The following is a 20939-nucleotide window of genomic DNA, read 5'->3' on the forward strand; positions in this document are numbered from 1 at the left end:
CCATCGCCGTCACGCCGGATCGAGCGTGAAGACGAGCGTGTCGTGCGGCCCGATGGTGCGTTCGAGCGGCGTGGCGGTCGTCCCCGCGGCCTGCCCGGTCCACACGTCGGTCAGGCGGAAACGGGTCTTCTTGAAGTCCGCTTGCCTGTTCTTGAGCCCATCGTTGAGATCGGCCGTCGCCCAGTCGAGCCGCGCGGCGCGCGGGCTGTCGCCGCGGTTGAGCAGGGCGATCGCCCAGCGTCCGTCGGCGAGCGGCTTGGCCCAGTAATCCAGCCCCGGCACGGTGATCCATTTCATCGCCGGGATGCCGAGCGAGTCCTGGTCGATGGCGATCAGGCGGCGATTGGCGAGCAGGTCGCGGATCGCCGGGGTCATCGCCTCGACGTCGGTGCCGACGATCAGCGGCGCGGCGAGCATCGTCCACATCGCGAAGTGCGAGCGGTTCTCCGCCGCGGTCGGCAGGTTGCCGACTTCCAACATGTCGGGATCGTTCCACCCGCCCGGCCCGGCGTAGGCACGCAGGGCGTCCTGGCGGTCGAGGATCGACAGCACGCCCGAGCTGAACCAGCCGCCGTGGTTCACGATGCAGTCCCAGCAATTGGTGATGTCGCCGGTGGTGCGCCAGAGATGGCCGTACTCGCGGCCCCACAGCCACGGCTGATGATCGCCCCATTCGCAGATCGACAGCACCATCGGCCGGCCCGAGGCGGCGATCGCCCGGCTCATCGTGCCGTAGGCCTCGCGCGGGTTGCGCTCGGCCGCGCCCGAGCCGGTGTTGCACCAGTCGACCTTGACGTAGTCGATACCCCACGCGGCGTACTGCGCGGCATCCTGGAACTCGTGGCCCTGGCTGCCGGGGCGGCCGCCGCAGGTCTTCTCGCCGGCATCAGTGTAGAGCCCGAACTTGAGGCCGCGTGAATGGAGATAATCGCCGAGCGCCTTCATTCCCGATGGGAACTTCTGCGCATCCGCCTGGATGTCGCCGTGCGCGTCGCGCGAGAGCTGCCAGCAATCGTCGAGGTTGACGTAGACGTAACCGGCGTCGCGCAGGCCCGACTTTACCAGCGCATCGGCGGTCTGGTGGATCAGCGCCTCGTCGATCGAACAACCGTAATGGTTCCAGCTGTTCCAGCCCATCGGCGGGGTCTGGGCGAGGTCGGCCTTCTGCGCCGTAGCCGTGCCCGGGAGCAGCAGCAGCGCGGCGAGAAACGAAGCAAAGAGTGTGCGCATGCCTAGTAGTTCTCCGTGAAGCGGCAGAACGCGGCGCGGGGCTTGCCCGGCTCCATCGCGGACTGCTCCTGCCCGAAACCCATCTGGCGCGGCCTGACCGGGACCCACCGCTGCCAAGCCGGTCGCGCCGCGGTTCGCCCGGCCTTGCCGTTCGGATCGCCGCTGACCGCCAGCGCCGCCCAGTAGTCCTGCATCGCCACCCCGCCCGGAAGCGGCTTGCGCTCGAACACCCAGCCGATTTCGTAGGCGTGGCGGGTAAAGCCGCCGTTCTCGCCGACGTCGAAGCTGTAGCGCCAGACCGGCCACCCGTGATCGGCCAGGAGATCGGCCAGGCGGTCGGCCGGACAATGGAATTCGCCGTCCGACTGGATGCGCATCTCGAGATGGGCGCGGCGCGGATCGGGCGCCTGCTCGGCGCGGTAGGCCGCGGCGGCCTCGGCCGCATGGGCGCCGAACCAGGTCTCGGCCAGCGTGGCGAGCTTGGTGGGTTCGATCGAATCAGCGCCTGGCCCGAACTCGACTTTGTTGGTCCCGATAATGACCGGCTTGGGCTTGTTCTCGGCGATCAGCAGGTCGGGCGCGCGCGGCAGGACCTTCCCGTCGACGGTGATCCGCAGCCAATTGGCCTCGCCGTGCTGCGCGAGCGGATCGTGCAGCTGCTCCTGCAGCGTCAGCAGCGCCACCGGCGAAAGGCGGCGCAACGCTGCGAGATCGCCCTTGGCGTCGGCCTTCTCTTCCAGTTCGGTTCCGAGCTTCTCGGCTTCGGAGAGCGGACGGAAAGTCATCCCGAAACCCGGCGTGCCGCTCTCGAGGATCGCCTTGTGGAACAGCCCTTGCGCAGCCGGTGCGGCGAGCAGCAGCGAGACGTCCTGCGACCCGGCGCTTTCGCCATATATCGTCACGTTGTCCGGATCGCCGCCGAAGCGCGCGATGTTGTCATGCACCCACTGCAGCGCGGCGATCTGGTCCATCAGCGCGTAATTCCCGCTCGCCCCGCCCTGCTCGGCCGACAGCTCGGGCGAGGAGAGGAAACCGAGCACGCCGAGGCGGTACTGCACCCCGACCGCGACCACCCCTTGCTGGGTCAGGTCCGAATCCGCCGGGCCGCCGGACGACCCCGAGCGATTGGAGCCGCCGTGGATCCACACCATCACCGGGCGCTTGCCGGTCAGCGACGCCGTCTTAACGTCGAGGGTCAGGCAATCCTCGCTGGCGTGGAGCCACGACGCGCGGTTCCAGCCTTCCGAGTTCTGCAGGCAGGCCGGGCCGTTGTGCGTCGCGTCCCGCACGCCTTGCCAGTGATTGACCGGCTGCGGCGGGCGCCAGCGCAAGTCGGCCAACGGCGGCGCGGCGTACGGGATCGCGCGGAAGACCAGCGCGCCGCCGACCGCCTCGCCGCGCACTTCGCCGCCTGGAACGGCGACCATGGGCCCCGCCGGCTGCGCCGAAGCAGCCGTAGCGGCCAGCACGGCCGCGGCGACGAAGCCGCTCAGCCGCAAGGCAGCACCTTCTCCGCGTCGCTGCCGAGGCGCACCTCGGCGAGCGAGTAGTCGGCCGCTCCGGTGGTCTCGAGGATGAACGGCGCGGTGACCTTGCTCATGTCGGCGCCCTTGGCGGCGAAGCATTTGAGCGGCACCCCGTAACGGACGTACTTGCCGTTGGCCGGCAGCTTGACCGGTACGCGCGCGCCGCACTTGGGCCCGTCGCAGCGCAGCGCCAGCGCAGTGCTGGCCGGCGCCTTGTCGACCTTGACGGTGAACAGCACCAGCACGTCGCCGTTTGTCTCGCGGCCGACGTTGATCGGATCGTGGCTCGACACCGCGAGCGCCGCACCGCCGCTGCTCACCTGCACCCGCCGCGCGCCCTCCTGCACCGCTGCGTCCGCCGCAGTGACCTTGGCACGGCCACCGATGGCATCGGCCGGAACCGAGGTGATGCGCTTCTCGTCCGCGCGGTCGATATTGCCGAGAACCAGCGACCAGCTCGAAGCCGGCACGCCCTTGGCGAAGTAGATCCGCGCGTCGCGGGCATCGCCTGCGGTCTCGGGCAGCGCCTTCCACTCCGTGCGCGGCGACTGATATGTCAGCCCGTAGCCGAACGGGAACAACGCCCCATCGGCCATGCTCGGGGTCTTCGGCCAGGCTGTCGGCAGCTTGCCGGCGAAATCGTAGCGCGGTTTGTCGGCGGCATCGCCGATCAGCACGTCGGCCAGCCCGCCGCCCTCGGTTCCCGGGAGCCAGGCGACGACGAATGCGTCGGCAGCGTTGAGCGCGGCGTTCACCTCGAGCGGCCGCCCGGTGATCATCACCGCGACCACCGGAATGCCTTGCGCCTTGAGCTTCTTCATCGTGGCATAGGGACCTGTGAGGTCGGCATCGAGCGCCAGCGTCGCACGGTCGCCCTGGAACTCGGCGTAAGGCTTCTCGCCGAACACCACGACCGCCGCATCGGGCTTGTGGGTGAAGCTGCCGTCGGGCGAAAGCTGCGCGCTGCCGCCGGCGGCGGTCACCGCTTGCCGGAGGCCCTTCCACAGCGTCGTCGAGCCGGGGAACTGGGAGTTGTTCAGGCCGGTGCCTTGCCAACTCAATGTCCACCCACCCGAGGCGCGCGAGACGTCGTCCGCCCCCTCTCCGGCGACCAGCAGGCGGCCGCCGGGCTTGAGCGGGAGCACGCCTTGGTTCTTGAGCAGCACGAGCGATTCACGCACTGCCTGCCGGGCCACGGCGCGGTGCTCGGGCGAGCCGAGCAGGTTCCACTGACCCGACAGCGGCCGGTCGGACGGCTTGCCGGCGGTGAACACGCCGAGACGGAATTTGACCCGCAGGATGTTGGTCACCGCCTCGTCGATCCGCGCCATGGGGATCTCGCCCGCCTTCGCGCGCTTGAGGAGGTCGTTGTAGATCGGCTTCCAGCTGTCGGGCGCCATGTACATGTCGACGCCGGCCATCAGCGCCTGAGGGCAGGAATCGTTGGTGCAACCTTCGACCTGGCCGTGCGCGTTCCAGTCGCTGACGGTGAAGCCGCCAAAACCCATGCGCTTCTTGAGCACGTCGGTGACGAGGCTCTTGTTGCCGGTCATCTTCTTGCCCTGCCAGCTCGAGAAGCTGACCATGACGGTGGCGACGCCGTTCTCGATCGCCGGACCGTAAGGCAGTCCATGGATGTCGCGCAGCTCGTCTTCGGAGATCTGCGCGTCGCCCTGGTCGACGCCGTTCTTGGTCCCGCCGTCGGCGAGGAAGTGCTTGGTCGAGGCGATGACCTTGTCGCGCGCCAGAAGGTTCGGCTGGTCGGGCGGGCCCTGCAGGCCGCGGACCATCGCCCCGACGTACGAAGCCACCAGTTTGGGATCGGACGAGTAGCCCTCGTAGGCGCGGCCCCAGCGGTAATCCTGCGGCACGGTGACCGTCGGCGCGAACGTCCATTCCTGGCCGGTGACGCGAATTTCCTGTGCTGTAGCCGCGCCGATCTTCCCGACCAACGCGGGATCGCGCATCGCGCCAAGGCCGATGTTGTGCGGGAAGACGGTGGCGCCGATGATGTTGGCGTGGCCGTGGACCGCGTCGATGCCCCAGATCACCGGAATGCCGACGCCGCCGCCCGACTTGTCGACAGAGGCGAGGTAGAATTCGTCGGCCGTCTTGAGCCACTCGGGCGCGGGCGCCAGGTCGTTGCCGTTCGGCCCGCTGTTGCCGCCGACGAGGATCGAGCCGAGGTGATACGTCTTCACGTCCTCGGGCTTCACGCAGCACAAGTCCGCCTGCACAAGCTGGCCGATCTTTTCCTCCAGGGTCATGCGCTTGAGCAGGTCGGTGATCTGCGCCTCGACCGCCGGGTCGCGCGGCACCGGGTACTTGTACTGCGGCCATTTCTCGGGATGGGCGACGCCGTTGCCCTCGGCCGACGGTTTTTGGGAAGCCGTCGTACAGCCGACGACCAGCGCCGCGACGGCCCCCAGAGCGAATCGAATCGATGCGTGCAAGACGGCCTCTCCCCTCGCTGCCGCCCTCCCGTTGCGCACGGAATTGTCGCGGCCTCGTGGTTATGGTAGCGCTATCATCGCGCGATGCAAGAGCGTGAGGGGAGAAGCGCCATGGCCTTGATGGATTTCACGCTCGACAGGCGTTCGTTGCTTGCCGGAGCAGGGGCAACCAGCCTCGCAGGCTGCGTCACTCTGCCACCCGCCGGAAGCGACCGCTTCGTCCGCCGGGACGGCATGCGCTTCACCCGCGGCGGTCGGCCTTATCGCTACACCGGCGCCAACGCGTGGTATCTCGCCTGGCTCGGCAGCGACACCAAGTACGGCGACCGTGCCCGGCTCGGCCGCGAGCTCGACCGGCTGCAGGCGATCGGCGTGGGTAACGTCCGCCTCCTCGCGGGCGCAGAGGAAAGCCCGGTCAGGAACAGCATCAAGCCCGGCTTCGAGATGCAGGACGGCACGCTCAACACCGCGCTCCTCGCCGGGCTCGACACGGCGATGGCCGAGCTCGGCAAGCGCGGGATGACCGCGGTTCTGTACATCACCAACAACTGGGAATGGTCGGGCGGGATGATGAGCCGCCTTTACTGGGAGACCGGCAAGCTCAAGAACATGAACGACCCGGCCGACCCGTGGCCGGCCTTCCCCGATGCGGGCAGCGCGTTTTACGCCAACGAGCCGGCGGTCAGGCGTTTCTTCGGCTATGTGCGGATGCTGGTAACGCGCACCAACAGCGTCACCGGCCTCGCCTATCGCGACGACCCGACGTTGATGGCCTGGCAACTCGGCAACGAGCCGCGCCCGGGCGTCTCGCCGGCGGTGATGAAGGCGATCCTGCCCGCCTATTACAAGTGGATCGGCGACAGCGCGGCGCTGATCCGCTCGCTCGACCCGAACCACCTCGTTTCGCTCGGCATGGAAGGAACGATCGCCACCAACGGTAGCACCGAGATCGTCGCCCGCGCGCACCGCGACATCGACTACATGACCGCGCACGTCTGGCCGCTCAACTGGGGCTGGGTCGACGGCAAGAACCTCGCCGGCACCTGGGACGCGGGCAAGGCCAAGGTGGTCGACTACATCGACACCCACGTTCGCCTGGCGCGCGAAGCGGGCAAGCCGCTGGTGTTCGAGGAATTCGGCTTCCCGCGCGACGGCGAGCTCTACGATCCCTCCGTGCCGACCACGTTCCGCCAGCGCTACTACCGCCTGATCTACGGCGCCGCCGAGGCCAGCCTCGCGGCGGGTGGGCCGGTCCAGGGAACCAACTTCTGGGCCTGGAACGGCGAGGCTCGCGCTCAGCACGCCGACCACCATTTCGTTGCCGGCGTGGACACCCAGTACATGGGCGACCCGCCGCACGAGCCGCAAGGCTGGTACGGCAATTTCGACAGCGACGCCGAGATGCTGGCGATCATCCGCGAGCACGCCGAGGCGTTCGCGACCAACTAGCCCCGCAACTGCCGTTCCAGGTAGGCGCGCTCCTCCGCGCTAGGCTGCCATGGCGAGGCGATCAGCCCCGGCGGACCGAAAAACGCCGGGACGATCTCATCCGCGCCATTCTCGCGCCAGGCGCCAGCCAACTCGGCGGCAAGCGGATCGTCGACAAGCGGACCGCCGCGCACGTGGCGCAACCACGCGGCGAGCGCAGCCAAGGTCGCTTCGCACAGTTCGCCGCGCGCCTGGTGCGCCGCGAGGCTGGCGAGCCAGCGCTGGGGAATCTTCTGGCTGCCGTCCATGGCGATCTGCGCCAGCCGGTGTTTGAGCGCGGGGTTGGCAAAACGGCCAAGCAGCGCGTCGGCGTAGGAGTCGAGGTCCTGCCCGACAGCGGGAACGAAGCTTGTCGCCGCCTCGCGCCGCATCAACTGCTCGATGAGCGGCCGCAACGCCGGGTCGGCGATCGCCTGATCGACGTATTCGTGACCACGCTCAAGCCCGAGATAAGCCATCGCCGAGTGGGCGCCGTTGAGCATGCGTAGTTTGGCGGTTTCGTACGGCGCGACATCGGTGACCAGTTCGGCGCCGACCTTATCCCAACCAGGGCGCGGGCCGGCGAAGCAGTCCTCGATCACCCACTGGCTGAACGGCTCGGCGAACACCGCGCCTTCGTCGCGCTGGCCGAGGCGGGCTTCCAGGACGTCGATGTCGGCCGAGGTAGCGGCCGGCACGATACGGTCGACCATCGAGTTCGGGCAGCGGCACTCATTCTCGAACCACTCGACCAGGTCCGGCGCGCGAAAGGCGAGCCACTCGCGCACCAGCCGTTCAAGCTGGCGACCGTTGTCGGTCAGGTTGTCGCACGAAAGCAGCGTCAGCCCTTGCAGCCCCGCGTCGCGGCGTCGCGCAAGCCCTTCCGCCAGCGGCGGATAGAAGCTTGTTTCCGCCAGCGCGAAATCGAGCGAACCGTCGGGCGCCCGCGCATAGCCTTTCTCGGTCACCGTGAAACTGACGACGTGGCATTCGGGAGCCGCCAGGTGTTCGACGATCTCCACTCCTTCACGGTTGCCGACCAGTACTTCACGCACCGCCCCGATCACGCGCGTGGCTTCTGCGTGGCCGCCGCGCTCGGTCAAGGTGTAGAGCCCATCTTGTGGATTGAGTTGCTCCGCGACAGCGGCGGAGCGCAGCGACACCCCCGCAATCGCCCAGTCGCGTTCGCCGCCGCTCATTGCCAGGTCGGTGTACCAGGCCTGGTGCGCGCGGTGGAACGCGCCGAGACCGAAATGGACAATGCCGACGGCTTGCGCATCCCGTTCGTATTCGAAGCGGGCAACGTCCGGCGGCAGCCGGCCCAGCGTTTCGCTTGCCAGCCTCACAGTTTGTAGGCCGCCTTCGCGAGATCGTACGCCAGCGCCCTTGCCACCTCGTGGGCCTCGTCGAGCTCAAGCCGGTGCTCGGCGACCAGCTCGGCGAGGAAGCCGCAGTCGATCCGCCGGGCGACGTCGTGCCGCGCCGGGATCGACAGGAACGCGCGGGTGTCGTCGTTGAAGCCGACGGTATTGTAGAACCCGGCCGTCTCTGTGGTCATCCGGCGGAAGCGGCGCATGCCTTCGGGGCTGTCGTGGAACCACCAGGCCGGGCCGAGGCGCAGGCAGGGGTAATGCCCGGCAAGCGGCGCCAGTTCGCGCGCGTAGGCGCTTTCGTCGAGCGTGAAGAGTATAAGCGTGAAATCGCGCTCGTTGCCGAAGCGGTCGAGCAGCGGCTTGAGCGCATGCACGTAATCGGTCCGCATCGGGATGTCGGCGCCCTTGTCGCGTCCGAAGCCTGCGTAAATGGCGCGGTTGTGGTTGCGGAACGATCCCGGGTGGATCTGCATGACCAGCCCGTCGTCGAGGCTCATCGCGGCCATCTCGGTGAGCATCTGCGCGCGGAACAGCTCGGCGTCTTCCGGCGACGAGTTGCCCGACGCCACTTTGGCGAACAGCGCCTCGGCTTCGGCCGGCGCGAGATCGGCCGTGCGCGCGCTCGGGTGGCCGTGATCGGTCGAGGTTGCGCCCATCGACGCAAAGAACGCGCGCCGCTTGCGGTGGGCGGCGAGGTATCCGTGCCAGGTGCCGCAGTCCTCCCCCGTCAACTCGGCGAAGCGGCCGAGGTTAGGGAGGAAGCCATCGTACTCGGGGTCGACCACAGGATCGGGCCGATAAGCGGTGACGACGCGGCCTGGCCAGTCGCTCTCGCGAATGGCCTTGTGATGCGCGAGCGCGTCGAGCGGGCTTTCGGTGGTCGCGATGACTTCGATGTTGAACCGCTCGAACAGCGCTCGCGGCGCGAACTCGGGCCGCAGCAGCGCGTCGGTGATCGTGTCGTAGTAGAGATCGGCGGACTCGGCTTCGAGGCGCACCTCGAGCCCGAAGACTTCGGCGAAGACCCAGTCGAGCCAGATGCGCGACGGCGTGCCGCGGAACAGGGCGTAGTGCTCGGAGAAGAGGTGCCACGCGTGCCGCCCGCTCGCCGGGCCGCCTACGCCGAGCGCCTCCAGCGGGACGCCCTGCGAATAGAGCATGCGGAACAGGTAATGGTCGGGCTGCAGCAGCAACTCGCTGGCGTTGCCGAATGGCGCGTTGTCGGCAAACCACGCCGGATCGGTGTGCCCGTGCGGGCTGATGATCGGCAGGCCGGCGATCGGCGCATAAAGCTCGCGCGCGATCGCCCGCACGCCGGGCTCGGCGGGAAACAAGCGGTCAGGATGAAGTTCGAGCTTGTGTGCCAGCGGGCCCTCCTCAACTTGTCTCTTGCCGAACCCGGGGGTCCTAACGCAATGGTAGCGCTAACGGGAGAGGAGTTTCGGGCATGAAGATCGCTTCGGCAAGGGTCATCGTGACGTGCCCGGGCCGCAACTTCGTCACTCTGGTGATCGAAACCGACCAGGGCGTGACCGGAATTGGCGACGCGACGCTCAATGGCCGCGAGCTGGCGGTCGCCTCGTACCTGACCGATCACGTCATCCCCTGCCTGATCGGCCGCGACCCGAGCCAGATCGAGGACATCTGGCAATACCTCTATCGCGGCGCCTACTGGCGGCGCGGGCCGGTCGGGATGACCGCGATAGCCGCGGTCGACACCGCGCTGTGGGACATCAAGGGCAAGGTCTGCGGCCAGCCGCTCTACCAGTTGCTCGGCGGCAAGAGCCGCGAGCGCGTCCTTGTCTACGGCCACGCCAACGGCGCCGATCTCCACAGTACGGTCGAGGCGGTCGGGCGCTACATCGAGATGGGCTACCATGCCATCCGCGCGCAGAGCGGGATTCCCGGCATCGACAAGGCCTACGGTGTCGGCCGCGGCGATACATACTACGAGCCGGCCGACGCACGGCTGCCGACCGAGACCGTGTGGGACACCGCGAAGTACCTCGATTTCGCACCCAGGCTGTTCGACAAGCTGCGCGAGGCCTATGGTTTCGGGCCGCAGCTCTTGCACGACGTGCATCACCGGTTGACGCCCAACGAAGCGGCGCAGCTCGGCAAGTCGCTCGAACCCCACCGCCTGTTCTGGATGGAGGACGCCACTCCGGCGGAGAATCAGGAGGCCTTCCGCCACATTCGCCGTCACACGACCACGCCGCTCGCGGTCGGCGAAGTGTTCAACACCATCTGGGACTGCAAGCAGCTGATCGAGGAGCAGCTGATCGACTATATCCGCGCGACCGTAGTCCACGCGGGTGGAATCACCCACTTGCGCCGGATCGCCGACTTCGCGGCGATGTACCAGGTCCGCACCGGGAGCCACGGCGCCACCGACCTCAGCCCGGTATGCATGGGAGCCGCCCTGCACTTCGACACCTGGGTGCCCAACTTCGGCATCCAGGAATACATGCGCCACACCGAGGAGACGGACGCGGTATTCCCGCACGACTACCGCTTCGAAGACGGGCACCTGATCTGCGGCGAGAGCCCGGGGCATGGGGTGACGATCGACGAAGCGCTGGCGGCCAAGTATCCGTACAATCCCATGTGCCTGCCCGTCGCGCGCCTCAGCGACGGGACGATGTGGAACTGGTGACATGATCGGGGGGCGCTTTCGCGTGGTCTGCGCCGGCGAGGCGATGATCGAGCTGTCCTCGCGCTCGGGCGGCTGGCAGGTCGGGCACGGCGGCGACACGATCAACCAGGCGCTCCACCTCGTACGCTTCGGCCACGACGTCGCCTATCTCACCGTGCTCGGCTGCGACCCCTTCGCCGGGCCGATGCGCGCCGCGTGGGGCCGGGAAGGAATGGACACCTCGCTGGTGCTGAGCGATCCTGTCCGGACCACCGGACTTTACGCGATCTCGATCGATGCGCAGGGAGAGCGTCAGTTCAGTTACTGGCGCTCCGACAGCGCCGCGCGACGGCTGTTCAATCACCCCGACAGCGTGAGCGCCGCCGCCAAGGCCGCGCAAGCCGATGTGCTCGTCTATTCGTTGATTTCGCTGGCAATCCTGCCGGAGGAAGGACGCGAGGCCTTGCTGGGCCTGGCGCGAGCGGTGCGCGCGCGCGGAGGCAAGGTGGCTTTCGACGGCAACTATCGCCCGCGTCTATGGCAAAACCCCGACGAAGCCCGGCTCTGGCGTGACTGGGCCGCCCATGAGGCTGATTTCGGCTTTCCCACGCTCGAAGACGAAGAACAGATCGCCGGGGGCGCGGCCGAGCCGGCCGCCATCGCTGCCGCCTGGCGCGAGGCGGGCTGCCAGGAGGTGGTTGTCAAGCTCGGCGCCCGGGGCTGCGTGCTGCCGGGCGGGGACATCGCGCCACCCCACGCGACCTTGCAGCCGGTCGACACCAGCGGCGCCGGCGACGCCTTTGGCGCGGCGTACCTGTCCTGCCGTCTGCGCGGCGGCTCGGCCGAAGAAGCGGCGCGGGCCGGTCACGAACTGGCGGCATGGGTGATGATGCGCAACGGCGCGATCCCGCCGCTCGACCATGCCGCGCCTTACAGCTTGAGCGCGACCGCCTTGCCCGAATAGTCGAGCCAGCGTTCGGGCCGCTGCTCGAACACCGGCCCGCCGACGCTGCCGTGAACGACCATACCGATCCGTCGGGTTGTCGCCATGCCGGGGAAATGGCCTTCGCGTTCGCCGATCGTCAGCCGCCGCGCCTTGTCGTCCCAGCTCATGGGGATGCGGGCGAATTCGCCGCGGGCGTAGCCCATGTCCTCGCCCTGGTCCTCGTAGAGGGTGAACGATCCGTCGGCGCCCGGGAAGACGTGGATCGTCAGCGGACCTTGCGAGCTCTCGCCTGTCCACTGCACCTCCGGGCCCAGCGGCACGATCGATCCGGCGCGAATGAACAACGGCATCCTCTCGCGCGGTGCTGGCGCGGCATACTCCCGGCCGCCTGCGATCCGCTTGCCGCTCGCTTCTTCGTACCACTCGCTTCCGCCGGGAAGGTAGACCTGCCGCTCGCGGGCCTTGAACTCGCTCACCGGCGCGACGAGCAACGCGCGGCCGAACATGTATTCGTCGTCGACGCCCCAGGCGCGCTTGTCGCCGGCGAAGTCCATCACCAGCGGGCGCATGATCGTGCCGTCGTCGAAGTAAGTCCCGGCGGCGAGCGTGTAGATGTACGGCAGCAGGCGGTAGCGCAGCTTGTCGTAATGGATCAACGCCGCACGCATCGCCGGGTCGCCCTCGGAGACCTGCGGGATTTCGCGCAGCGGGAACTCGCCGTGGCTGCGGAACAGCGGGCTGAACGCGCCGAACTGGAACCAGCGCAAGTACAGCTCGCGCCATTCGGGCAGCGCCGCCGGGTCCTGCTTCGAATAGCGGTCCTCGACGGCGAAGCCGCCGATGTCATGCGTCCAGTTGGGAATGCCCGAGAGTGACAGGTTCGATCCCGCGCTGATCTGGTCGCGCAAGTTGCTCCAGCGCGCGGCGACGTCGCCCGACCACACCGCGGCCGAAGCGCGCTGGGTGCCGCCGAAGCCGCTGCGGGTGAGGATGAACGGCCGCTTGTCGGGCTCGGCGGCGCGCAGCCCCTCGGCCATGCCAAGCGCATGGACCAGCGGGTAGCTGTTGAAGATCGCCCCACCGGGAAGCCCGGCCGCGGGCGAGGTCATCTGATACGCGCGCTCCTCGATTGAGAGGTTCGAGTGCCAGTCGGGCTCGGTCGCGTCCATCCACCAGGCGTCGAAGTGCTTCGAGACCAACGCGTCCCTGATCTGGCGGAAATAGATCTTCCGCGCCTCAGGCGAATAAGGGTCGTAGTAAGTGTTGGCGTAGCCCGGCCCGACCCAGTCTTTCTGCGTGGCGTCGAGCGGGCGCTGGTAGAGGTATCCCTTCGCCGCCAGCTCCTTGCCGTTGTCGGTCCCCGGATAGAACTTGGGCCAGACCGAAATCATGATCCTGCCGTGCATGGCGTGCACGGCGTCGACCATTTCCCGCGGCCTGGGAAAGCGTTTGGGATCGAACGTGTGGCTGCCCCACTGGTCTTCCGGCCAGTAGAACCAGTCCTGCACGATCGCATCGAGCGGGATGCCCTCGTCGCGGTACTGCTTGACCACGCCGACGAGCTGATCCTGCGTTTCATAGCGCTGGCGCGACTGCCAGAAGCCGTACGCCCAGCGCGGCATCATCGGCGCCTTGCCGGTCAGCCGGCGATAGCCGGCGACGAGCGCGTCCATGTCCTTGCCGGGCACGACATAGTAGTCGATCGCCTTGCCGGCCTCCGACGCGAAGCTGACGGAACGGCGGTCGGCCTCGGGCAGCGGATCGGCGTGATAGAGCGCGATATAGCCCTGGTTCGGTTGCCACTCGACGCGCAGTTTGACGGATTTGCCAGCGGTCAGCGGCAGCTCGAAATTGTGGTACCAGGGGTTCCAGTTCTGCCGCCAGCGCTCGAGCACTTTCTTGCCGTCGGCATAGACCTCGACATAGCTTGAGGAATACAGGCGAAACTTGTGATCTCCAGATTTTTCAGGAATATATGCGCCGTTCCAGACAACCATTGTCGTCTGGGTGAGGGGCAATTTCGCAGGCCAGCGCTTGAGATCGCGGATGTAAGGGTAGTCGATCGCGGCCTCTGACCGCCTCGCCGCCAGCTTCTCGCCGGCGAAATATTCGGCCTGCCACCCGGCTGGCAGCTTCAGCTCCGCGTACCCCTTGGGGTCGCCCACCCGCGTAATCGAATTGTTGTCCCACAGGATGCCGTACCCGCGCGTCGAGAGCAGGTAGGGCACGGCGATGTCCATGTTGTGCTGGGCGAGCTCGACGTCCTCGCCGTTGTAGTTCATCTGCCGGTTCTGGTGCTGCCCGAGGCCGTAGAGGCCTGCGTCCGTGCCGCGATTGAACTGCGCGCGGGTGGCAAGGAAGCTCTGCCCTTCGATGGTCACGGGGTCGAGCCGCCGCGCGGGCGCGTATTCCTCGAGCAACGGCTTGCCGGCACCATCGAACACGCTGAGTTGACCGTCGGAGAGCCGCACCACGGCGCGCGAGAGGGAAGTGGTCAGGCTGGCGGTCCCGCCGTCGCTGGCGAATTGCGGCGAACCGTCCGCTTCGGCCACGACCATGTAGCTCTTCGGCGCTTGCATCGGATCGGTCGCTGCGGTCACGCGGAAGGTCCCGTCCGAATAGGCGAGCACGCGCACCTTGAGCCCGGAATCGGTAGTCACCAGCATGCCGTGGGGCACGGGCTCGGCGCTTCCCGCAACCGCCGGCGCGGCGAGCAATAGCGCTGCCAGCGTCAACCCTGCCCGCGCGATCAGCGGGAGCTTGCTGTCGTCAACTTGTCGCAGATTTCCCTCCTTTGGTTGCGCTACCATGGCAAAGCTGCGAAGGGTTGACCAGCGCCAAAGGCGTGACGCGCCAGGGGAATTTGGAGGCGGAATGACGAGTGTTGGTTCGCGCACGGACCGGCGCGGTCTCTGGGCCTTTGCGCTCGGAGTGATCGCCGTGGCTGCAGGCGTCGTGGTCCACGTGCAGATGTTCCTGATGGGCGCCCCTATGGGCTACCAGATGGTCGGCATGGGGATTGATCGCACCATGATCGTCGCGATGGTGCTGATCGTCGCCGGAATCGGCGTTGCAGCCTACGGCCTGCTTCCGCGAAGACTGACAACGGTCGCCGCCGCCTCGGATATTGTGGTTTCGCCGCCCGAAGACGCGCCCTTATCGTGGCAGCATTGGCGCCTCATGGCCGTCCTCGTCGTCGCCCTGATCATCGACGTGATGAAGCCTGCCAGCCTCGGTTTCACTATCCCCGGCATGGTCGGCGAATACGGCGTTCCGAAGGCGACTGTCTCGCTGGTGCCCTTCTTCGCGCTCATCGGCACTGTTGTGGGATCGGTGCTGTGGGGAGCGATCGCCGACATTTACGGCCGCAAGGCGTCGATCCTGCTATCGGCGGTGATGTTCGTCGGGACGTCGGTGTGCGGCGCGATGCCATCGCTCGAGTGGAACATCGGCATGTGCTTTATGATGGGCGCCGCCGCCGGAGGCATGCTGCCGGTAACCTACGCATTGCTGGCCGAGATGATGCCAAGCAAGCACCGCGGCTGGAGCCTGGTGCTGGTCGGCGGTCTGGGCTCGGTCGGAGGCTATTTCGCCGCCAGCGGGGCGTCCGCCCTGCTCGTGCCGATCTTTAGCTGGCGCATTCTCTGGCTGCTCAACCTGCCGACGGGTTTGACGCTCGTGCTGCTCGGCGCGTTCATTCCGGAATCGGCCAAGTTCCTGCTGTCGCGCGGCCGCAACGAGGAAGCACAGCGGGTGATGGCGCGCTTCGGTGCCCAGGCCCACGCCTTGCAGGCCCCGAAAGCCGAGCTCGCCAGCGAACCCAAGGCCGTGGCCCTGACGGGCCGCGCGTTTTTTGGCAAGCTGATCGCGCTGAGTTTGGCCGCAATCTGTTATGGCCTGGTCAACTTCGGCCTGCTGCTATGGCTCCCGGCGGATCTCGTCGCCAAGGGCTACAGCATGGAGGTCTCGAGCCGGCTGCTCGCGGAATCCGCCCTGATCGCCTTTCCCACCGTGTTCCTTGCCGCGCTCGCCTACAGCCGCTGGAGCACGAAATGGTCGGTAGTCGTTTCGATCGCCGTGACGATCGCCGGCTTGCTCGGCGTGTTGAACCTCGAACTGACCGGTTTTGGTAGCCCTGTGCTGCCAGTGGCGCTGATGATCGTCGGCACGAACGCGCTTGTCGCCATGCTGCTACCCTATGCCGCTGAAAGCTTCCCCCTGCGCATTCGCGGCCGGACGACCGGGATTGTCGCCGCCTGCAGCAAGGCGGGCGGCATGCTCGCGCAGTTCTTCGCCATTCTCGCCCTAGTTCCACCCTTGGCATTGGTCGCGGTCGCGACCGCCGTTCCAACTGTGGTCGCGCTGATTCTCGTCGGATGGTACGGCAAGGAAACCCGCGACCGCGACCTACGGGATCTCGATCCGGACGGACATACGTTCACAGGCGCGTAGGCCATGCGGCTCGCTTGGACCCGCGCGCGACCGGAGAAATGGCGCGATCGGGAACGCTTGGCCCCGCCCTGGTCGGCAAGCTGCTCAACCGCTTTGGCGACCCGGTCTCGTTGCTCACCGGCACGGCGACCGAGCTAGCCGCGCCAAAACGGCCGGGAATCACGGTCTTCACCACGCGGGACGGACGCTTTGTCGCGCAAGGGCTTCGTCCAGGGCGTTGGCGGATCGTCATGGCGAGCGAGCCTCCAGCCATTTTCGACTTCGAACTGCCCGATGAAGCGGCGGGCTCGGCACCGGGGATGATCCGGATCGGCACGTTGACGGAAACTCCGCAGGAGCATGGCAAATGAACCGGACGCTTAGAGCTGTACTTGTGGCGACCTCGGCGGCAACGGCCCTTGGCGCCGAGCCAGCGTTGGCGGCGAATTGCGCCAACGTGTCCTTTTCGCCCGGTGCGCCTGCCACGATCACCTACGACCCGATTAAGGCCACACAATCGGCGACGACCACGTTCACGGCGACGCTCTCTGGGTTCGCCAGTAACGACAAGAAGTATATCCTCATCCTGACCGATGCCGACACGGGAACGCCGCTGCGGATTGGCACGACTGGGCCGATCTACACCATCACCTCGGGCGCCACGACGGTATCCTTTCCAAAGAACACCACGGCAGTCAGCTCCGGCGTTGCTCAGTCGGACAAGGCCGTCACATCGCCGAGCTTCACCGTTGCGCTGCCGGTAAATTCTTCGGGACAGGATTTTGTCGGCGGGACCCAGTGCACGGAAAATCTCGGCTACTCGCTGCAATGCTTCTTCGCCAACGGCAACTCCTCGGGCGCCGACACGGGATCGGCAGTCTCCCTGACCACCTCGATCGCCAGCGTCCTCAGCATCGTCACGGCCAGCCCGCAGACGCTCAACTTCGGCAACTTCACGACGACGTCGCAGACACTGCAAGTTTCCCTCAAGAGCACCAGCACGATGTCGGTATCCGTCTCCACCGTGAACGGCTCGCAAATGGTCCTCAACGGAGCCGTATCGCCCTTTCCCACCAATTCGACGATCCCGTACACGATGACGTTCGCCGGTTCGGCGATCACGGCGGGCTCGCCGCAGACCGTTTCGCGAGCGGGTGTCGGCGGCAACACCTTCGCTTTTGCCCTTACGTTGCCCGGAGGCGTTCCATCGGGGAAACTGCCCGGGACCTACGCCGACGTCATCACGCTCACGATCGTCCCCGGTCCCTGACCTGGACCGGGCGGCCATCCCTGCTCTCGTGCAGTGCTGCACGAGTCCACGAAGGGTCAGGACGAGAAGTACAATTTGCGGAAGGCGGCGGCGGTAAAGTCTGCATCTTCACACATAGCGAAGGTATGTGCGGCGGCGGCCAGGCTCATTCGCAGGGGTTCGTCCCCGGCGATCCGCCGGATGTTGTCCGCCAGCGCGGCCGGATCGCCGGGCGGTGAGCAAAGGGCTGCCGCGGGGGACAAGTCGGCCAGGTGACCGACCGCGGTGCCGACGGTCGGAACGCCCGCCATGGCCGCCTCCAGAACCACCAGCGGCCCGCCCTCGTGCAGCGAGGTCATGACGAGCAGGTCGGCCTCGTCGAGCCGGTCCCTGAGCTCGCGATGCGGCAGAAAGCCGCAGAACCGCACGCGCGAACCGAGCTCCAACGCCTCCGCCTGCCGCCGGACCGCGCCGCCGAGCGCGTCCCAGCCGACGATCGACAGTTGGCAATCGACATCGAGATCCCGCAGCCGGGCCATGGCCAGCAGCAGGCTCGCCTGGTCCTTGACCCGGTTCAGGCTGGCGATGTGCAGGATGCGCAGCGGCACGCCCGCCATCCTCGGCCGCGGCGGTGAAGGCCTCCAGTCTCGCGTGCTGACGCCGAGGGTCAGCCGCACGGCCGCGATGCCGATCCCGTCGGCGAGCTTTCGCATGAATTCGCTCTGCACGGTCACCACGCGAGCGCATTTCGCCGCGAGCTCGACGACCGCCCGCCCGCTCGCGGTCCGCTGCCCGCCGTATCCGGCCGCCTCGACCCGAGCGAGCTCGCCGCCCACGAAGGTCAAGATCACGGGCACCCGAAGCAGCCGCCCTAGCAGGCCGGCGATGGCCCCGGTCCACGAGCCGAAAGCGTGGATCGCGTCGAACCGGCCGCGCCAATGCTCGGCGGCGATCGCCCGGCCGATGCGAAGGCTCCTCGGCTTCGATCCGGCATTATAGACGCTCGCTCCCAGGAGCCGCCAGCGGCCCGGCTCGGGCTCCTGCTGCATCGCGAAGACATGCACCTCGTCGCCCGCCTCGACCAGGCGCCGGATCAGCCAGAGCACGCACGGAATGACGCGCGTCGTACCGTCACGGTCGACCCCGCCGGCCAAGACCACCGCGATCTTCATCGGCCAGTCGCGCGGCCGCGCAAGGCCTCGGCCTCTTTCCTGACGAGCGCCACGGCCTCCTCGGGCGAACCTGACAGCGTCAGCAACCAGGCGCCGTTCGCAGTCAGCCGGGCGAGCACGGCTTCGATCTCGGATCGCAAGAGGTCGAACCCCGGCTCGAGCGCGCCGAGTCCGGCCAGGGCCCGCTCTTGCGAGATCGGCGCGAGCGACGCGCGTTCGCCGTGTTGCAGGAGGCAAAGGGTCGCCGAAGTCGCCGGCTCCCGGGCGGCACGGCCCTGGTACGGCTCGATGGCGAACTTCACCCGGCCGTTGCGCAGGCGCGGCGGCCCGGCGGAGGTTCCGGCATCCTTGGCCAGCAAGTGGATCGGTCCCCGCCAGCCCCAGATCGCCAAATGCGGCTCTTGCTGCACATAGACCGTGTCTTCCGAAATGACCGCCATCCCGGCGCGCGAGGCGGCCAGGGCCAGCGAACTCTTGCCCGCGCCGCTCGGGCCGGAGAAGAGCACGGCCAGGGCGTCGAGCTCGACGCCGGAGGCATGGATGGGCACGCGTCCGTTGCGGGTGGCGAGGAACAGGCAAAGCGGCTCCAGGACATCGGCCCGCAGCGCGCCCGGCGAGCCCAGCAGCTCTGGCGAGAGCGTGCAGACCGCCCGCCGGCCGGCAGCATCGGCCGCGGCGGCGACGCCCCTTCCGGACAAGGTCATGCGCCCGCCGGCGACCTCGATGCGCGGAGATTCGAGCATCGCGGAACGAGCGCTCTCGCGCACCTCGATCAGCAAGGGAGCAGCCGCCCGGTCGGGGGCGCCGTCCCACGTCCCGCAGGCCTTGCGCACCGATGCCGCACTCGCAGCGCCGGCGCAGGCGATGCGCACCGGCATGCCGAGAAGCACGGCTTCGACCCGGTGGACGAGCCGGCTGGCCGCGATCATTTGCGCCGACGATTCGGCCCCGCTCCGCATGGCCCGTTGGTTCGGCCGGGATCGGGCGAAGTTCACGCGCTGACCGCCTTTTTTCGCGCCCGCTTTGAACCCTCGCCTCCGCGACAGGCTACCCATTCCCGCAAGTCGGCGGGTGGGAACATGGCATTGGCACTACTGGCACATTCGTTCTTCCTGCGAAGAGACGCAAAGCAACTCGCCCGCCAGAAGCCCTACCCTCCCCTGACGACGCTGCTGGCCGCCGCCATCCTGCGCGAAGCCGGGCACGAGGTATCGCTGTTCGACGCCACCTTCGCAGACGGGCCTGGCGCGTTCGAAGCCCACATCGCGCAGCGGCGTCCTTCGACGCTGATCCTCATCGAGGACAACTTCAATTTCCTGACCAAGATGTGCACCGAGACCCGCCGCGCGGATGCCTTGGCGATGATCGGCGCGGCGCGCAGGCGCGGCTGGCGCGTGGCGGTGAATTCGCCCGATTCCGCCGACAATCCGCGGCTCTACCTCGACGCCGGGGCGCACGCGGTGCTCACCGGCGAGGGCGAGTTCGCCGCAGCCGACTTCGTTCGCGGGGTCCCCGCCGGGCCGGGCACCATCACCATCGGCGCGGATGGCGGGCTGCAACCCCTGCCGCGTCCGCGCATCCGGCCCGATCTCGACCGCCTGCCGCTGCCGGCGTGGGAGCTGATCGACATCGAGGCCTACCGCGCCGTCTGGTCGGCTGCCCACGGCCACTTCTCGATCAACATCGCCGCCTCGCGTGGCTGCCCGTATACCTGCAACTGGTGCGCCAAGCCGACGTTCGGCCGGCGCTACGACCAGCGCTCGCCGGCCTCGGTCGCCGATGAGATGCGCCAGCTCAAGCAGCGCTACAATCCCGACCATTTGTGGTTCGCCGACGACATCTTCGGCATGAGCGAGAACTGGCTGCGCGAGTTCGCCGACGAGGTCGAACGCCGCGACGCGGTGATCCCCTTCATGATGCAGTCGCGCGTCAACCTGATCTCGGTTCCCGTGGCCGACGCCTTGCGCCGGGCCGGCGCGCAGGAAGTCTGGCTCGGCGTCGAGTCCGGCTCGCAGCGGATCCTCGACGCGATGGACAAGGGCGCCCGCGTGGAAGCCGCCCGCGCGGCGACGCGCAACCTCAAGCGCCACGGCATCCGCGCCTGCTGGTTCCTCCAGCTCGGCTACCCGCCGGAGGACTGGCACGACATCCTGCTGACCCGCAACCTGGTGCGCGAGGAGGCGCCCGACGAGATCGGCGTGTCGGTCGCCTATCCGCTGCCCGGCACCGTGTTCCACGAACGCCAGCTCGCCGAACTGGGGCCGCAGCGGAACTGGCGCGACACCGACGAGCTGGCAATGCTGTTCCGCGGCACGTTCGACACGGCGTTCTACCGCGAAGTGCGCGATGCGCTCCATGCCGAGGCGCCCTCCGGCGCGTTCGACGACGCGCGCTGGGCGGCACTGGCGGCGAAGGCGGCGCTGCACCGGAGCGGCGATCTGCGGCTGAGCGCCTGAC

15 protein-coding genes are annotated in these 20939 nt (G+C 67.8%); 7 read left to right on the forward strand and 8 right to left on the reverse strand.

The window, feature by feature from the left end:
- Window positions 1-9 precede the first annotated feature (9 nt).
- The 3 genes from G7B69_RS14165 to G7B69_RS14175 are packed head-to-tail and all read right to left on the reverse strand — an operon-like array spanning window position 10 to window position 5209.
- Window positions 10-1230, reverse strand: coding sequence for a glycoside hydrolase family 27 protein (locus G7B69_RS14165; protein WP_166180416.1), 1221 nt, complete (start codon window positions 1228-1230; stop codon window positions 10-12).
- 2 nt (window positions 1231-1232) lie between these two features.
- Window positions 1233-2729: a carboxylesterase/lipase family protein gene (locus G7B69_RS14170; protein WP_166180418.1), complete on the reverse strand. Its 1497-nt coding sequence runs from the start codon at window positions 2727-2729 to the stop codon at window positions 1233-1235.
- Window positions 2720-5209 carry a glycoside hydrolase family 3 protein gene (locus G7B69_RS14175; protein ID WP_166180420.1) on the reverse strand — a complete coding sequence of 830 codons (2490 nt, stop codon included), beginning with the start codon at window positions 5207-5209 and terminating at the stop codon, window positions 2720-2722. The genes G7B69_RS14170 and G7B69_RS14175 overlap by 10 nt, the downstream gene beginning before the upstream one ends.
- 111 nt (window positions 5210-5320) lie before the next feature.
- On the opposite strand from G7B69_RS14175, the gene G7B69_RS14180 reads away from it, so the two are divergent.
- A complete protein-coding gene (locus G7B69_RS14180; protein WP_207786033.1) occupies window positions 5321-6658 on the forward strand; it encodes a glycoside hydrolase 5 family protein in 1338 nt (445 codons plus the stop codon).
- On the opposite strand, the gene G7B69_RS14185 is transcribed toward G7B69_RS14180, so the two are convergent.
- Both G7B69_RS14185 and uxaC read right to left on the reverse strand, forming a co-directional pair.
- Window positions 6655-8022 (reverse strand): mannitol dehydrogenase family protein, encoded by a 1368-nt coding sequence (locus G7B69_RS14185; RefSeq protein WP_166180422.1) that lies wholly within the window; start codon window positions 8020-8022, stop codon window positions 6655-6657. The genes G7B69_RS14180 and G7B69_RS14185 overlap by 4 nt on opposite strands.
- Complete coding sequence (gene uxaC / locus G7B69_RS14190) at window positions 8019-9416, reverse strand: glucuronate isomerase (RefSeq protein ID WP_166180485.1); 1398 nt, start codon at window positions 9414-9416, stop codon at window positions 8019-8021. The genes G7B69_RS14185 and uxaC overlap by 4 nt, the downstream gene beginning before the upstream one ends.
- A gap of 80 nt (window positions 9417-9496) precedes the next feature.
- Between uxaC and manD the strand changes: the two genes are divergently transcribed.
- Entirely contained in the window at window positions 9497-10705 is a 1209-nt protein-coding gene (gene manD / locus G7B69_RS14195) for a D-mannonate dehydratase ManD (RefSeq protein ID WP_166180424.1), read from the forward strand.
- Between the two features lies 1 nt (window position 10706).
- Window positions 10707-11648 (forward strand): sugar kinase, encoded by a 942-nt coding sequence (locus G7B69_RS14200; RefSeq protein WP_166180426.1) that lies wholly within the window; start codon window positions 10707-10709, stop codon window positions 11646-11648.
- On the opposite strand, the gene G7B69_RS14205 is transcribed toward G7B69_RS14200, so the two are convergent.
- On the reverse strand, window positions 11615-14440 hold the full coding sequence (locus G7B69_RS14205) for a glycoside hydrolase family 31 protein (protein ID WP_166180428.1): 2826 nt from the start codon (window positions 14438-14440) through the stop codon (window positions 11615-11617). The genes G7B69_RS14200 and G7B69_RS14205 overlap by 34 nt on opposite strands.
- Before the next feature lie 160 nt (window positions 14441-14600).
- On the opposite strand from G7B69_RS14205, the gene G7B69_RS14210 reads away from it, so the two are divergent.
- The 3 genes from G7B69_RS14210 to G7B69_RS14220 are packed head-to-tail and all read left to right on the forward strand — an operon-like array spanning window position 14601 to window position 17331.
- Window positions 14601-16082: an MFS transporter gene (locus G7B69_RS14210; RefSeq protein ID WP_243415194.1), complete on the forward strand. Its 1482-nt coding sequence runs from the start codon at window positions 14601-14603 to the stop codon at window positions 16080-16082.
- Window positions 16083-16120: 38 nt separating this feature from the next.
- The gene (locus G7B69_RS14215; protein ID WP_166180430.1) at window positions 16121-16432 is read left to right on the forward strand and encodes a hypothetical protein; all 312 of its coding nucleotides are present in this window, start codon (window positions 16121-16123) and stop codon (window positions 16430-16432) included.
- On the forward strand, window positions 16429-17331 hold the full coding sequence (locus tag G7B69_RS14220) for a hypothetical protein (RefSeq protein WP_166180432.1): 903 nt from the start codon (window positions 16429-16431) through the stop codon (window positions 17329-17331). The genes G7B69_RS14215 and G7B69_RS14220 overlap by 4 nt, the downstream gene beginning before the upstream one ends.
- Window positions 17332-17387: 56 nt before the next feature.
- Here G7B69_RS14220 and G7B69_RS14225 read toward each other — a convergent pair whose 3' ends face one another.
- Both G7B69_RS14225 and G7B69_RS14230 read right to left on the reverse strand, forming a co-directional pair.
- Window positions 17388-18482, reverse strand: a complete 1095-nt coding sequence (locus G7B69_RS14225) for a glycosyltransferase family 4 protein (RefSeq protein ID WP_166180434.1) — start codon at window positions 18480-18482, stop codon at window positions 17388-17390.
- Window positions 18479-19411, reverse strand: a complete 933-nt coding sequence (locus tag G7B69_RS14230; RefSeq protein ID WP_166180436.1) for a phosphoenolpyruvate carboxykinase (ATP) — start codon at window positions 19409-19411, stop codon at window positions 18479-18481. Before G7B69_RS14230 ends, G7B69_RS14225 begins: the two co-directional genes overlap by 4 nt.
- Before the next feature lie 150 nt (window positions 19412-19561).
- Between G7B69_RS14230 and G7B69_RS14235 the strand changes: the two genes are divergently transcribed.
- The gene (locus G7B69_RS14235) at window positions 19562-20938 is read left to right on the forward strand and encodes a B12-binding domain-containing radical SAM protein (RefSeq protein ID WP_166180438.1); all 1377 of its coding nucleotides are present in this window, start codon (window positions 19562-19564) and stop codon (window positions 20936-20938) included.
- Window position 20939: the final 1 nt, after the last annotated feature.

This window comes from Croceibacterium segetis, assembly GCF_011320115.1.
Classification (GTDB): Bacteria; Pseudomonadota; Alphaproteobacteria; order Sphingomonadales; family Sphingomonadaceae; genus Croceibacterium_B; species Croceibacterium_B segetis.